Annotated in this window: 9 protein-coding genes; 7 read left to right on the plus strand and 2 right to left on the minus strand. The window is 61.3% G+C overall.

Translation table 11 applies throughout. The annotated features are described in order from the left end of the window. Positions 1–103: 103 nt before the first annotated feature. Positions 104–1,678, minus strand: coding sequence for an alpha-N-arabinofuranosidase (locus tag MWH26_RS10005; protein WP_247974155.1), 1,575 nt, complete (start codon positions 1,676–1,678; stop codon positions 104–106). Positions 1,679–2,055: 377 nt separating this feature from the next. Here MWH26_RS10005 and MWH26_RS10010 point away from each other — a divergent pair, with 377 nt between their 5' ends. The 7 genes from MWH26_RS10010 to MWH26_RS10040 all read left to right on the plus strand — a co-directional run bounded on the left by MWH26_RS10010 (position 2,056) and on the right by MWH26_RS10040 (position 10,855). Next, the gene (locus MWH26_RS10010; RefSeq protein WP_247974156.1) at positions 2,056–2,811 is read left to right on the plus strand and encodes a DUF305 domain-containing protein; all 756 of its coding nucleotides are present in this window, start codon (positions 2,056–2,058) and stop codon (positions 2,809–2,811) included. A gap of 297 nt (positions 2,812–3,108) precedes the next feature. Beyond that, positions 3,109–5,277, plus strand: a complete 2,169-nt coding sequence (locus MWH26_RS10015; RefSeq protein ID WP_247974157.1) for a hypothetical protein — start codon at positions 3,109–3,111, stop codon at positions 5,275–5,277. Between the two features lie 529 nt (positions 5,278–5,806). Further along, positions 5,807–6,241, plus strand: a complete 435-nt coding sequence (locus tag MWH26_RS10020; protein ID WP_247974158.1) for a hypothetical protein — start codon at positions 5,807–5,809, stop codon at positions 6,239–6,241. 53 nt (positions 6,242–6,294) lie between these two features. Then, on the plus strand, positions 6,295–6,627 hold the full coding sequence (locus MWH26_RS10025) for an STAS domain-containing protein (protein WP_247974159.1): 333 nt from the start codon (positions 6,295–6,297) through the stop codon (positions 6,625–6,627). Between the two features lie 48 nt (positions 6,628–6,675). Continuing rightward, a complete protein-coding gene (locus MWH26_RS10030; RefSeq protein WP_247974160.1) occupies positions 6,676–6,903 on the plus strand; it encodes a KGG domain-containing protein in 228 nt (75 codons plus the stop codon). A 203-nt stretch (positions 6,904–7,106) separates the two neighbouring features. Beyond that, positions 7,107–8,807, plus strand: a complete 1,701-nt coding sequence (locus MWH26_RS10035) for an MFS transporter (protein ID WP_247974161.1) — start codon at positions 7,107–7,109, stop codon at positions 8,805–8,807. Positions 8,808–9,058: 251 nt separating this feature from the next. Continuing rightward, positions 9,059–10,855 carry an ABC transporter ATP-binding protein gene (locus MWH26_RS10040; protein ID WP_247974162.1) on the plus strand — a complete coding sequence of 599 codons (1,797 nt, stop codon included), beginning with the start codon at positions 9,059–9,061 and terminating at the stop codon, positions 10,853–10,855. Positions 10,856–11,020: 165 nt separating this feature from the next. On the opposite strand, the gene MWH26_RS10045 is transcribed toward MWH26_RS10040, so the two are convergent. Then, positions 11,021–13,114 (minus strand): T9SS type A sorting domain-containing protein, encoded by a 2,094-nt coding sequence (locus MWH26_RS10045; protein ID WP_247974163.1) that lies wholly within the window; start codon positions 13,112–13,114, stop codon positions 11,021–11,023. Between the last annotated feature and the right edge of the window lie 17 nt (positions 13,115–13,131).

Consider the following 13,131-nt stretch of genomic DNA (forward strand, 5'->3'; position numbering starts at 1 on the left):
GGAAAACCGACAACCCGCAGGATAAAACAAGCGCCAGACCTCGTATTCGGCACTCAGCCCATGCTTTTCAAAAAATACGGGTGGGCCGGTAAATACGAGGTTCCTACTTCAGCTCCAGCACCAGCACCGACTGGGGTGGCACTTCCACGCTCAGCTTGTCGCCGCGCTTGCGGGCCCCGTTGAAGCTAGCCAGCTGCACGGTATTGGGCTTGTCGAAGGTGTTGTAGTCGCTCACGTTGCGCGAGGTCAGGATGCGGCCCGACACGGTTTTCCAGCTGACGCCGAGCAGCGCGGTTTCCAGCTTCTGGGTCTTTTTGGTATCGAGGTTGACCAGGGAAATGTGCACCGTACCGTTGGCTGCCCGCGAGGCCGAGGCGTTCAGAGCCGGGATTTTCTCACTGCCCATCACGTAGTCGGGGCTCTGGAACTGCAGGGGTAGCAACTGGGCATCTTGGTGTACCTGGTAGAGGTCGAACACGTGGTAGGTGGGCGTGAGCAGCATCCGCTCCTTGTCAGTCAGCACCAGGGCTTGGAGCACGTTTACGGCCTGGGCCAGGTTGGCCCCGCGTACCCGGTCCGCGTGGTTGTTGAAGATGTTGAGGGTAGTGCCAGCTACCAGGGCGTCGCGCAGGGAGTTTTGCTGGTACAGAAAGCCCGGGTTGGTGCCGGGTTCCACGTCGGTCCACACGCCCCACTCGTCCACCAGCAGGGCCACCTTCTTGTCCTTGTCGTACTTGTCCATGATGGCCGCGTGCTTAGTTACTACGGCGTCCATTTTCAGGCAGTTGCGCAGGGTATTGAAGTATTCCTGCTCCGTGAAACCGGTGGCCTTGCCCTTGCTGCCGGTCCAGCTACCCGTGGGCAAGGTGTACTGGTGCAGGGTCAGGCCCCACATCTGGTTGAGCGGAATGTTCTTCATGCACGTTTCCGTCCAGTGGGCATCGTCGCCGTTGGCCCCGCTCACAATTTTCTTGAGCGGTGGGGAGGCCGGGTAGTTGTGGGCGAAGGTGGCGTAGCGTTTGTACACGTCGGTGTAGTACTCGGCCGTCATGTTGCCCCCGCAGCCCCAGCTTTCGTTGCCAATGCCCCACCAGCTTACTTTATACGGCTCGGGATGGCCGTTTTTGCGCCGCTCCAGCACCAGCGGGGTGTCGTCGTTGGAGTTGAGGTACTCCATCCAGCCGGCCATTTCCTGCACCGTGCCACTGCCCACGTTGGCCGCTAGGTAGGGCTCCGTATTCAGCAGCTTGCACAACTCCAGAAACTCGTGGGTACCGAAGGAGTTGTCTTCTAGGTTATTGCCCCACCACATGTTGAGCATTTTAGGGCGCTGAGCCGTGGGTCCTACCCCGTCGCGCCAGTGGTAGGTATCGGCGAAGCAGCCGCCGGGCCAGCGCAGGTTGGGCACCTTAATCTTGCGTAGGGCCTCCACAATGTCCATCCGGATGCGGCCCTGCTTGGGCACGTTCAGCTTCTCGTCCACCCAAAATCCGTCGTAGATGCAGCGGCCCAAGTGCTCGGCAAAGTGTCCGTAGATGTGCTTGCTAATCATCACTTTCGGGTCGCCGGGTTGCACGGTTACGGTGGTAGTGCCCTGGGCCGTAGCAGCCAGCGGAGAAGCCAAGGCCACTGCCAAAGCTAGCTGGCACAAACGATTGTGTAGATTTTCTGTCGTCATTGGTTGAAAGGTGGGGAAGGATACGTGGGTTGGTGTGCCCGGCTAGCAGAAGCTGAGCTAGGCTGGAAAAGAAACGTGCGTGCAACGTACGCTGTTTTCCAGAGAGGAAGGCAACTTCCGCCCAGAAAAAAGGCCGAGGTGGCTGCCGCCAGGCTGGCTTGCGCTAACCTGCAGGAGTTCAGGTGCCCAACGGTGGGCAGTCAACCGCTTCCGTAAACCTAGTCAGCTGCTCCCACCCGCGCCAGGTTGTTCTCGTTGAAACCAGGAAACGTCTCGGCAGAACAATTTTGGTACGGCTCTCAGTTAAGAATAAACTGCTGGCAAGCTGGCACCGGCCACCAGGCTGCCTATCCCGCAAACCCTCTCATCTCTCTCCCATGAAAAATTCCCCTATTTATCTTACCGCTCTCCTTGTGGCTACCCTGCTGCTAAGCAGCTGCACCAACGACCACACCGCCGATTCAGCGGCTACCACTGCTGGGGCGGACGCCAATGCCTCCACTACCCACGATATGGCTGGCGCAACCCACTCGGCTATGGACCACGCGGCCATGGGGCACGCGGCCATGGGGCACGGAGCAGCCGGCGCCAGTGAGCCTTCGCCCCAGCTGACGGCCATGAACGAGATGATGCAGCAGATGCACGCCACCACACCCACCGGAAACACCGACTACGACTTTGCCCGCCACATGCTGGAACACCACAAGGGCGCCGTGGTAATGGCCGATATTGAGCTGCGCGACGGCCAGGACGCTACCATGCGCCGCATGGCGGAGCAAATTAAGGCCGATCAGCAACAGGAAATCCGTGAGCTGACTGCCGCTGCCGCCCGCTTGAAAAGTGCCCCGGCCAACTACCAGCCCGAGAACCCCGCCGACCCGTTCAGCAGCAAAATGAAGGCCTCAATGGACGGCATGATGCAGGACCTGCCCCAGCCAGCTACCGACCCAGACCTGAGCTTCAACCAACTCATGACGGTGCACCACCAAAGCGCCGTGGATATGGCCCAGGCTCAGCTTGCGCACGGCCGTGACCCCCAGCTCAAGAAAATGGCCCAGCAAATGATTACGGCCCAGCAGCAGGAGATTCAGCAGTTCAAAGCCTGGCACGCCGCCAACGCCAACAAGCAGTAGCCCATCTTCCCTACCCTTTCGCGCCCTTCCGAGCCGCGGCCCGGGCCGCCCGGCCGGTCCTGCTGCGGCACCCTGGGCCCGGTGAAATCTGCTAATACCACGGCTGGTTCAGCGGCCGAGCGGCGGCAGCGTGTTGCGCTTTTACGGGAGCGGCCAGCCGTTTTTGTTTTCACAGGCAGCAGTACCTCACTTCCTTCCTGCTGAAAAAAAGGCCCGCAGTAGTGCAACTGGCCTACCCGGCGTCCTACCTTTGCGCGGCGCCCGGTGGGTCGGGGGCTACTTTTCCTTTTGATTGCCGTGTTGAACTTCTCCGGGTTCCGCAGGCTGCCGGGCGCCTGGGGCCTGGCCCTGCTGCTGCTCCTCTGTGGCCTGACTGCTCAGGCCCAGCAATTTCCCCTGGTGCGCGACCTGAGTGTGCGCACCGACACCACCCGCTACAGCCTAAGCCGCAACACCGTAGCGGTGCAGGGCGAGCCTCACCTCTACTTCACCTACCGCCAAGACGACGAAACTGCGGAGCTGCTGGTGTACCCTGAGGCTGCTCCCCGGCCGGGCGCGCCGCTTCGCCTGCAGCGCTCCGCCGATTTTGTGTTGCTGGATTCGCTGACGGCCGTGGAGGGCGGGCAGTACTACCGGGCCAAGGTGCGCTTCCGCGACCTGACTGGCACCCGCTACCTGCGCCTGACCTTTCAGCAAAGCGCCGATACGGTGGGCCGGCCGGTACGAACCCAAACCATCAATCTGCTGCCTACCACCCGCACCACCCTGGAGTTTCGGCCCGCCGATACGGAGCTGTTCGTGGGCGAGGAAAAGGTATTTGACCTGATCAGCAACAACCCCAAGAACATTCGGGTGAGCCCGGAGTGGACGCGCGGCCAGGATATTGACTACCGGGTGGAGCAGGAAAAAGGCGTGTTACGCCTGCACGTGCTGCCCAATGCCCTGGGCACCCGCCAGCTGACCCTGCGCCCCCAAACCGAGCGGCCCTTCCTGACCGACAACAACCGCCGCGTGACCTACAGCCTGCCGCCGGTGCGTCAGGAGTTTACCGTAAAGGCCTCGCGCCTGCGCTTTCTCAGCGTCGATAAAAAGGAAATTACCCTCGATGATGCCTCCCGCCGCCGCGGCGTAGAGCTGATTCTGGACAACGGCCGCACCTTTGATCTGAAGCGCACCTACCGCATTGAGGACCAGGAAGAAGCCGGCGGCACCCTGATTGCCGAGCTGTTTACGCGCCAGTATCTGACCAACGACCGGGTGCTGTGCTGGCTGCGCGTGTACAATACCCACCGCCAGACGGAAAGCTACCTCTACATCAAAGAAAACGACCAGGCCAAGTACGTCACCAACTTCAACATCTCACCCAAGACCGCCATCAGCGCCGTGAGCGTGCGCCACCGCGGCGGCGACTGGACCACCAACACCAACGTGAACCCCGGCGAAACCGTGGACGTGCGCCTAGAGGGCGAATCTCTCTCCCGGGCCCGGTTTCACTTCGAGGACGTGCAGGTGATTCCCTCCGACTCCAGCATCCGCTCCGATGCGGCCGTGGTGTACCGGGTGCAGGTGCCGGTTACGATCGACAAGAAGCGCATTACCATTTTCAACTCTGGGCAGCCTACCGGCTACGGCCTTTCGGTGCGGGAGTTCCAGCGGCCCCACCCCCTGGATTTTGTGGGCGTTACGTTTGGGGAGGCCCCGCGGCCCCTTACCCGCCTCAACGGGCCCGTGCTCTACAACCGCACCATCAGCGACGTGGTGTTCAGCTTTAATGCCGGAGCCATCGACTCAGAGCGGCAGCTCTACGGCAAGCAGTACCTGACCTTCGACATCCGGACCCAAAACGCCAAGGGCGAGCTGATTGAGATGCGCACCATCGACAACGTAGTAGTCTGCCCCGATGGCAATTCCGTGCGCGCCTCCTTCTACCAGGACAAGCAGTGCCAGGTAGGCAACATCAGCCTAAACAGCCTGCTGAGCTACCGCAAAACCTACGACCTCGACGACTGGAGCACGATTATCATCACCATCCGGCACACCCAAAGCCAGTACCAGGAGCCTGGCTTTTCCCAGAAGCTGGAGCTGGTGTTGCAGCGCCGCGTCAAGTTCGACATTGATATCAGCTTTCCGGGCGGCCTGCTAACCAAGTACAAGGGCGAGTCGAGCTTTACCTCATTCGGGGGCATTTCACTGGCCACGCTGGCTCAGCTCAGCTTCTACCACCCCACCAAAATCAATAAGCTGCGGCCTTATAAGGTAGGCGCCGGTTTTGTAGCTCTAAATGCCTTTAACCTCAGCCAGGAATCCAACGTGAACCGTGACCTGGGCATTGTGGTGCTGGGCTCGGTGTATCCTACCCGCTCCGATGCCAAACTAACGTTTCCGCTGTATTTGGGCGGGGGCTACTTAATGAACAAACGCTCCTTGTTTTTCCTATTCGGGCCGGGCATCGGGATTCGGCTCTAGCGCCCACGGCAAGCGCACTGGCGCCACCTGTCCCCTACTACCGCATTTGCCCAAGGCCCGGAACTGTCGTTCCGGGCCTTGGGCGTATTAGAAAAAGCGGCGGCCTCAGATAGGTTTTCACTACGTGTATATCCTGCGGAGAATTACCGGGTAAAGCTAGCCCCCGCGCCCTGCTGAAGCCACTACCCAGTAGCCTGACGGATAGCAGCTACTGGAAAGCGCCTGGCCTATTTCCTTGCATCAACTGGCAAAGCGGCTTGACCACGTGGGGAGTGGCCTGTCCTCTAGCTCTAGGAGGCCTTTTGGCATGTGAAAACTACCCTACCAGCGCAAAGCACGGACGGGTTTTTACTGTTCGGGTAGGAAGCGCCGCGGTAAATACGGATTAGCACAATTGGTAGTTTATCTGGACTTATTTCTGGTTTTAGTCCGCGACCTTTGAGTCTCCTTACCACCTTTATCCAACCAGCGGCCAGGCGCCTTTCACGCCTCTCCCCCGCCGGTCCTCCTGTTTACTGCTCTGCCCGGTATGCTTCTTTCCCAAGCCACCACCTTCCACCGCTTTGCGCTCCGTCAGTCCTTGGCCGCTGATGGGTTGCAACACCTGGCCCTATTCAGCCCAGAGGGGCTGGTAGCGCACTGGTTGCTGGTGCCCACGCCCGCCTGCCACGGGGAAGCGCCCCAGCCCCACCTGCTGCTCACGGAGGCCCCCGCCGGCCTGGCCCTGCCTACCACCGAGCTCGACGCCGGTAGTTGCCGGGCCGTGGTTCCCGTGGCCGAGCACTGGCCGCTCCACTACCTGTGCTTGCACATTGGGGGGGCGCACTTACGGGGCCAGTTTGCGGTAGTGCGCCTACAGCCCGGTAGTGCTACCTGGCTGTTCGGGCCCGTGCCCCAGGCGCCTGCCCAGCGCCGGCCGGGCCGAACAATAGCTTCCTCTCGCTCGGCGGCGCGGCGCGTGTAGCCTGCCCGCCGGCTACTTCTGTTTTCGGTATTCTCTTTATCGTCTGCCTTAGTATGTTGCGCGCTTCAAATAAACCTGCCTCCTCGTTGATTTTGTATAACGTCGACTTGAACACAACCGACCCCGTGGCCCTGGCCCGCCGCCTGGTTCGTACGCTGCCCGGCTCCCAGCCCCGGCTGCGCATCGACTGCAGCCGGCTTAAGTGCCTACACACGCTGGGCGTCAGCTACCTGGCGTCGCAGCTGCTGCTCACGCGCCAGGCCGGCGCTACTGTTGTGCTTTATAACGTGGGCCCGGTGCTGGAACACTCCCTGCGCCTGCTCCGCCTCGACCAGCTGTTTGAGCTGCGAGCCGCGGAGGCCGGCAACAAGGCCCGGCCCGCTTAACATGTTCCTCGACCTTTTTTCACTTCTTTTCCAACCTTCTCTTACGCTATGAAAAACGACCAAAATCAGTCTCGACCGAACCCAAACTCCGACAAAGCCAAGCGCCCCCGGGGCTTCGCCGCCATGGACCCCGCCACCCAGCGCCGCATTGCCAGTGAGGGCGGCAAAGCCTCGCACGAAAGCGGCCGGGGCCACCGCTTCACCTCGGAAGAGGCCCGAGCGGCCGGCCGCAAAGGGGGGCAAGCCAGCCGCACTACCCGCACTAGCGCCGCGTAACTGCAGCTAGCCCGGGCAGCAACTGCCCACCTTTCTCACCTCACAAAGCCCCGAAGCGCACCTTCGGGGCTTTGTGGCGCTTTGGGGTAGCCCGGTCTTCGGCCCTAATGAGGGGGTAGTCCGGGCACTAGCCGCGGCCAGCCCGCAGGTTCCTGCGTACAAGCAAGCGGTTTTGCTCCTTTGTCTTCGCCGCTTTGCCTCGCATGTCTGCTCCCATCACGGCTCCGGCCGCTTCGCCCGCTTCCTCCACATCCCCGTTCACGCCCCTGCGGATTCCGTTTTTTCGGATGCTGTGGATTGCCTCCTTTGTGTCGAACATTGGCACTTGGATGCAGAACGTGGGGGCCGTGGGGCTGATGACGGAGCTGACGACCTCGCCGGTGCTGGTGGCCCTGCTCCAGACCGCCTCGGCCCTGCCCGTGTTCCTGCTGAGTTTGCCCGCTGGTGCCCTCGCCGACTTGGTGGACCGCCGCAAGATGCTGCTGCTCACCCAAACCTGGATGGCCACGGTGGCCCTGCTGCTGGCCGCCGTAACGCTGCTGGGCTTTACTACCCCGTGGCTGCTGCTTACGCTCACGTTTCTGCTGGGCCTGGGCGGGGCCCTGAACAACCCCGTGTGGCAAACCGTGACGCCGGAGCTGGTGCCCCGCCCGGAGCTTCCCCAGGCCATTGCCCTGAACAGCGTCAGCTTTAACCTGGCCCGCGCCTTTGGGCCCGCTTTGGGCGGACTGGTTATCGGGTACTTCTCGGCGGGCGCGGCATTTCTGCTAAATGGGCTGTCGTTTCTGGCTACTATTTACATGGTGTATAGCTGGAAACGGGAACCCCAGGCCACGTCTACGCTGGCTACGGAGCGGGTAGTGGCCGCCATCCGGGGCGGCATCCGCTACGCCCGGTTTGCCCCGCCGGTTCAGCATATTCTGCTGCGGGGCGTGTGCTTTACCTTCGGGGCCAGCGCCTTGTTTGCCCTGATGCCCGCCGTGGTAGCCCGCCGCCTGCACGAACCGACCTCGTTTTACTCCCTGCTGCTTTCCTGCATGGGCCTGGGTGCGGTGCTGGCGGCTTTCCTGCTGCCCCGCCTCAACCAACGCCTGAGCATTGACTGGCGCGTGACCCTGGCTACGGCGGCTTTTGCCGTGAGCTTGCTGGGCCTGGGCTACGCCGACAGTCACTGGCTGCTGTATGCCCTGCTGACGTTGGTGGGCATGGCCTGGATGCTGGTACTGAACTCGTTTAGCGTGGGCGTGCAAACGGTGGTGCCGCGCTGGGTACAAGCCCGCACTATCAGCCTCTATTTGCTTACCATTCAGGGCGGTATGGCCCTGGGCAGTGTGGTGTGGGGTACCGTAGCTGAGCGGGCGGGCCTACCCCTGGCACTGACCGGAGCTGCCATCTGGCTGGGCCTGACTACCCTGCTAGCCCTGCGCTTTTCCCTGCGCACCTCCCCCGAAACCCTGGACCACACCCCCGCCCGCCCCCGCCCCGAACCAGTGCTGGCCGAGGCGCCCGACCCCGAGGATGGCCCGGTTATTATCACGACTACCTACCGGGTAGCCCCCACCGACCGCCCCACGTTCACCTACCTCATGGAGCAGCTGGCGCGCATTCGGCGCCGCGAGGGCGCCATCGGCTGGGGTCTTTATGCCGACCTGGCTGACCCCACCCGGCTGGTGGAATACTTCATGACCGAGTCGTGGGAGGAGCACGCCCAGCAACACGACCGGGGCGTCAGTCGCGACGAGGCGGAGCTGAAAAACCAGATCCGGGCCCTGCACCAGGGCCCCGAGCCGCCCGCCGTGAGCCACCTGCTAGCCCAGCACTACAACGCTACCGCCCCGCCGCCCCCAATGGTACCCGGCAGCACCCGCCTAGTAGCCAGCACCGCCGGCGAGGCCACGGCGTAGGTTTTCAGGGCAGGAGGGTGTGAGGTTAAGAGTTGATGAGGGGCAGCTCTGTACTTTAGTGCTTGAAGAAAACTCTCTCTGGTCTGAGCAAAACCTCTACGACTTGACTAACGGAGCATTCGGGACTGGATAACTCAAGAATAATGAATTTCCTCCCCCTTAACTCCTACCCGCCTACCCGCCTACCCGCTTACCCTAATAAAACTTTCGAGCGCCTGTTCGGCTTACTATAGCTCCCCTCTTTCTCCTCAATGAAACTCCTCTACAGTTACTTACGCAACTACTGGGGCCTGCTGGCCCTGGCTTTGTTGCTGGCGGCCATCAACCAGGTTTTCTCCCTGCTAGATCCCTACATTCTGCGGCAGATAATTGACCGCTACGTTACGCCTTCCCTGGACAGTGCCCAGCGTCCCACCTTCTGGGTTTTCCTAACTGGAGGTGCAGGCCTGCTGATTCTTAAGGCCCTAGGTGTGGCCATGGTGTCGCGCATTGCCAAAAACTTCCAGGACTACTACACCAACGTGATTACCCAGCGGCTGGGGGCCCAGCTCTACTCCGATGGGCTGCGGCACTCCCTGGAGCTACCCTACCAAGTGTTCGAGGATCAGCGCTCCGGCGAAACCCTGGGCAAGCTCCAGAAGGTGCGCACCGACGTGGAAAAGCTGATTCAAAGCTTTGTCAACGTGCTGTTTATTTCCTTGGTAGCCATCCTGTTTGTGACCTGGTACGCCATCAGCGTGTACTGGCCCATTGCGGTAGTCTACTTCCTTACTATTCCGCTGCTGGCCACGCTGAGCCTGTTTTTGAGCAAGCGCATCAAGGTGATTCAGAAAACCATTGTGGCCGAAACCACGGCCCTGGCCGGCTCTACTACGGAAAGCCTGCGCAACATTGAACTAGTGAAAAGTCTGGGGCTGGCCCAGCAGGAAACCCAGCGGCTGAACGCTACCACCGATAAAATTCTGAAGCTGGAGCTGAAAAAGGTGCGCTACCTGCGCTCCTTGTCCTTTGTGCAGGGCACCTTCGTGAACCTGATGCGTAACGTGATTCTGCTGATGCTGCTGTTTCTGGTGGTGCAGAAGGTTATTTCCGTGGGCGAGTTTTTCTCCTTCTTTATTTACTCCTTCGCCATCTTCGGGCCCTTGCAGGAAATGGGCACCATTATCAACGTATACCGCGAAACGGAGGCCTCCCTGGCCAACTACCAGCAGATTCTCGACACGCCCAAGGAGGTGAAGCCCGCCCATCCTAAGGTGATTGAGAAAATCGAGACGCTGGCCTTCAACGACGTGCACTTCCAGCACCTAACCGCCAGCACGGCGGCATTGTCGGGCATTTCATTTACTACCAAATTAGGCGAAACCATTGCTTTCGTGGGGCCTTCGGGCTCGGGCAAAACTACCTTGGTTAAGCTGCTGGTAGGCCTCTACCCTCCGGCCGAGGGCCAGATTCTTTATAACGGCATTCCTGGTCCCGAGCTAGATTTGGACGCCTTGCGGGAGCAAATTGGCTTCGTGACCCAGGATGCTCAGCTCTTTGCCGGCACCATCCGGGAAAATCTGCGCTTTGTGGCGCCCCAGGCCACCGACGAGCAGTGCCTGCGCGCCCTGCACCAAGCCGCTGCCGACTCATTGCTGGCCCGCGCCCCCCTGGGCCTGGATACGGTGATTGGCGAGGGCGGCGTGAAGGTTTCGGGTGGAGAAAAGCAGCGCCTGAGCATTGCCCGGGCCCTGCTGCGCCACCCTACCCTGCTGGTGTTCGATGAGGCTACCTCGGCCCTGGACTCGCTCACGGAAGAGGAAATCAGCCAAACGGTGCGGGAGCTTTCGGGCTCGCGCCAGCACATCACCATCCTCATTGCCCACCGCCTGAGCACCATTCTGCACGCCGACCGCATCTTCGTGCTGGAGCGCGGCCACGTTGCCGAAGCCGGCCGCCACGATGAATTGCTGGCCCAGCGCGGCCTTTACTACGCCATGTGGCGCCAGCAAATCGGCGAGCGGCCCCAAGCAGCCATCCAGCCCGGCCGCCAGCGCGCCGCCGTGTAGCCCGGTCAAACTGTCTCCGATTAGAAACTCGCTTAAGCTGTCATTCCGAGCGAAGGGAGGAATCTAGGGTAGCCTTTTACAGTCTGACCCAGATTCCTCCCTTCACTCGGAATGACAGTTTTGGAAGGATTTCTACACCTAGTTACTAGTTGGCTATAGGCTAACTTACTGTTTCACCAACCGGGTGCGCTGCACCTGGTTACCACTGCGCCACTCTAACAAGTACACACCAGGGCGCAAATCGGGCGGGGTAAGGGTCAGAAAGGTTTGGGCGGCGGGCACAGGCGCGGAGTACACGCTGCGGCCCGTGAGGTCGAGTAGGCGCAGGATAGCCGCCGGCGCGGCTGGTAGCTGCACCTGTAACTCCGTGGTAAAGGGGTTGGGGTAGGCGGTTAGGGTGGCGCTGGCGCCGGGCGCTACCGTTACCACGGCCGAATACTGCACGGTTCCGTCCAGATCCTGCTGACGCAAGCGGTAGTAACGTAGGCCCGATAGGGGCTGGGAATCCAGGTAGGCATAGTCGCGAGGTGTGGTGCTGGTACCAGCGGCCGGCAGCTGGGTAAGCTCGGTCCAACTGCTGGCCGCTGGGTCGTCGGCAGCTTCCACGGCAAAGTAGCGGCTGTTCAACTCCACCGACGTGCGCCACCGTAGCTGTACGCCGGCTGGGCCCGCTTCCGCCCCGAAACTTACCAGCGTGACGGGCAGCGGCGCCGGGGCCTGGCGCGCGTACGTGGCGTAGTTACAGCTTACCGCGGAGAGGCTAAAATTGGTTTCGGCCGTGCCCCCGGCTATGTCGCTGGCCGCGCTGAGTACACGGTTTTTGGTGTTGGGAGCAATGGCGTAGTGCATAACCGCTCCTGGCCTGATGATGTGTCCAAGCTGGATGCCGTGGCCCTGCTCGTGCAGGGCTACCGTTTCAAAGTCGAACTGTCCGTTGGTGGGGTTGGCGGAGGTGAATTGCCAGTTGCGCTCCTCGTCATAGAGGTAGTCGGTTTCGGCCAACACCCAGTTGATACTCCCCCCGTTCGTGCTACAGCCAGCGTAGTAGGAATAAGTGACGCCCAGCACCCCGGCTGCTAGCTCCCCGGCATCATCAAAGCTGACAATGTTCACATTGTCCCGGGCATTGGCATTGGTAGTAGTAGTGGTGGTAGCCATGCGGCGGTTGGCCCCTACCCCGTTGCGCCAGGTCAGCAAGGCCCGCTCGAAAGCTTCTTTGGCAGCGGTGTTGGCCGCGAAACGCTCGTTGTAGTGCAAGGTGTAGCCGCCCTGCCCGTCGCGGCCAACCAGGGCTACACGGTAGGGGCTCAGGGGCGCCGTAGCGCTGGTCTGGTAGCTCAGGTTAGTCAGGGCGTAATCAATCGTCACGTTATCAACGCTAAGGGCGCTTTCTGCGGTGCCATTGGTTACCAGCACGGCCCCGGAGCCGGCTGTGCCTGCGTCGCCGATGGTAGTGGAAGGCACCCGCACCTTAATTTCCGTGTCCGACCAGCTCACGTAGTCAGCAGCCAGCGGGGAAACGAAGGACTGCCCGCCGTTGTCGGAGTTCCGAAAGCCCACGGTACCCGTGCCCTGGGTGGCCCCGAACCCCGAGCCAGTGATGGTGAGCACGCTGGTGGTGCCGGCCGTAATGGTGCTGGGGCTCAGCCCACTGATGAGCGGCGCGGCGTCAGGCCGAGCCGCCCGTTTCAGGCGGGCCAGCAGCGGAGCATTGGGTTGCACGGGGCGAAAAGCCTGGCCGGTCTGCGCTTCGAGGGCCGGATACAGGTCGTTTTCAATGGAAGCGTAGCGGGCAAAGGGCTCCGCGGCGGCGGCCGTGTTCAGGTCGTAGCTGATAAGCCCCTGGGGCCCGGCGTAGAGGCGGAAGCGCCCCGGCTGCTGCGGATCGGGCTCCAGCAAAAACACGGCCTGCCGACCTACAGCTAGTTGAGGTGAGTTAGTTACTTCTTCCCGCCGTAGCCCTACCGTGCCGCCAGCCGTTACCACCGTTAACTTTCCGGCTGGCAGCGTGCCGCGGAATACTTTATATACCTCGAGTTCGTTAAGAGTTACGATGTGCGGCCCTTCGTCTTGGCTGCGGGTAGCAGCTACGCGGGCTTCCACAATTACGGTGGCGGCGGCAATGCGCTGGCGCAAAGATACGGGCTCCAGCAGGCAGGCATCCTGGGCTACAGATGAGCCGGCGCTGACAGCCAGTAGTCCTAGTACAGTAGCACCCACCCGGATGAACCTATTCCACCTCAATTGTGTTTTTTCCATGTAGCTCAGTATCAATT

This window comes from Hymenobacter sublimis, from assembly GCF_023101345.1.
GTDB classification, from domain to species: Bacteria; Bacteroidota; Bacteroidia; order Cytophagales; family Hymenobacteraceae; genus Hymenobacter; species Hymenobacter sublimis.

Excerpts from the sequence above, each read along its gene's own strand:
- MWH26_RS10035 (WP_247974161.1), top strand. The coding sequence starts at position 7,107 with ATGTCTGCTCCCATCACGGCTCCGGCCGCTTCGCCCGCTTCCTCCACA.
- MWH26_RS10020 (WP_247974158.1), top strand. The coding sequence starts at position 5,807 with ATGCTTCTTTCCCAAGCCACCACCTTCCACCGCTTTGCGCTCCGTCAG.
- MWH26_RS10005 (WP_247974155.1), bottom strand. The coding sequence starts at position 1,678 with ATGACGACAGAAAATCTACACAATCGTTTGTGCCAGCTAGCTTTGGCA.
- MWH26_RS10040 (WP_247974162.1), top strand. The coding sequence starts at position 9,059 with ATGAAACTCCTCTACAGTTACTTACGCAACTACTGGGGCCTGCTGGCC.
- MWH26_RS10045 (WP_247974163.1), bottom strand. The coding sequence starts at position 13,114 with ATGGAAAAAACACAATTGAGGTGGAATAGGTTCATCCGGGTGGGTGCT.
- MWH26_RS10010 (WP_247974156.1), top strand. The coding sequence starts at position 2,056 with ATGAAAAATTCCCCTATTTATCTTACCGCTCTCCTTGTGGCTACCCTG.
- MWH26_RS10030 (WP_247974160.1), top strand. The coding sequence starts at position 6,676 with ATGAAAAACGACCAAAATCAGTCTCGACCGAACCCAAACTCCGACAAA.
- MWH26_RS10025 (WP_247974159.1), top strand. The coding sequence starts at position 6,295 with ATGTTGCGCGCTTCAAATAAACCTGCCTCCTCGTTGATTTTGTATAAC.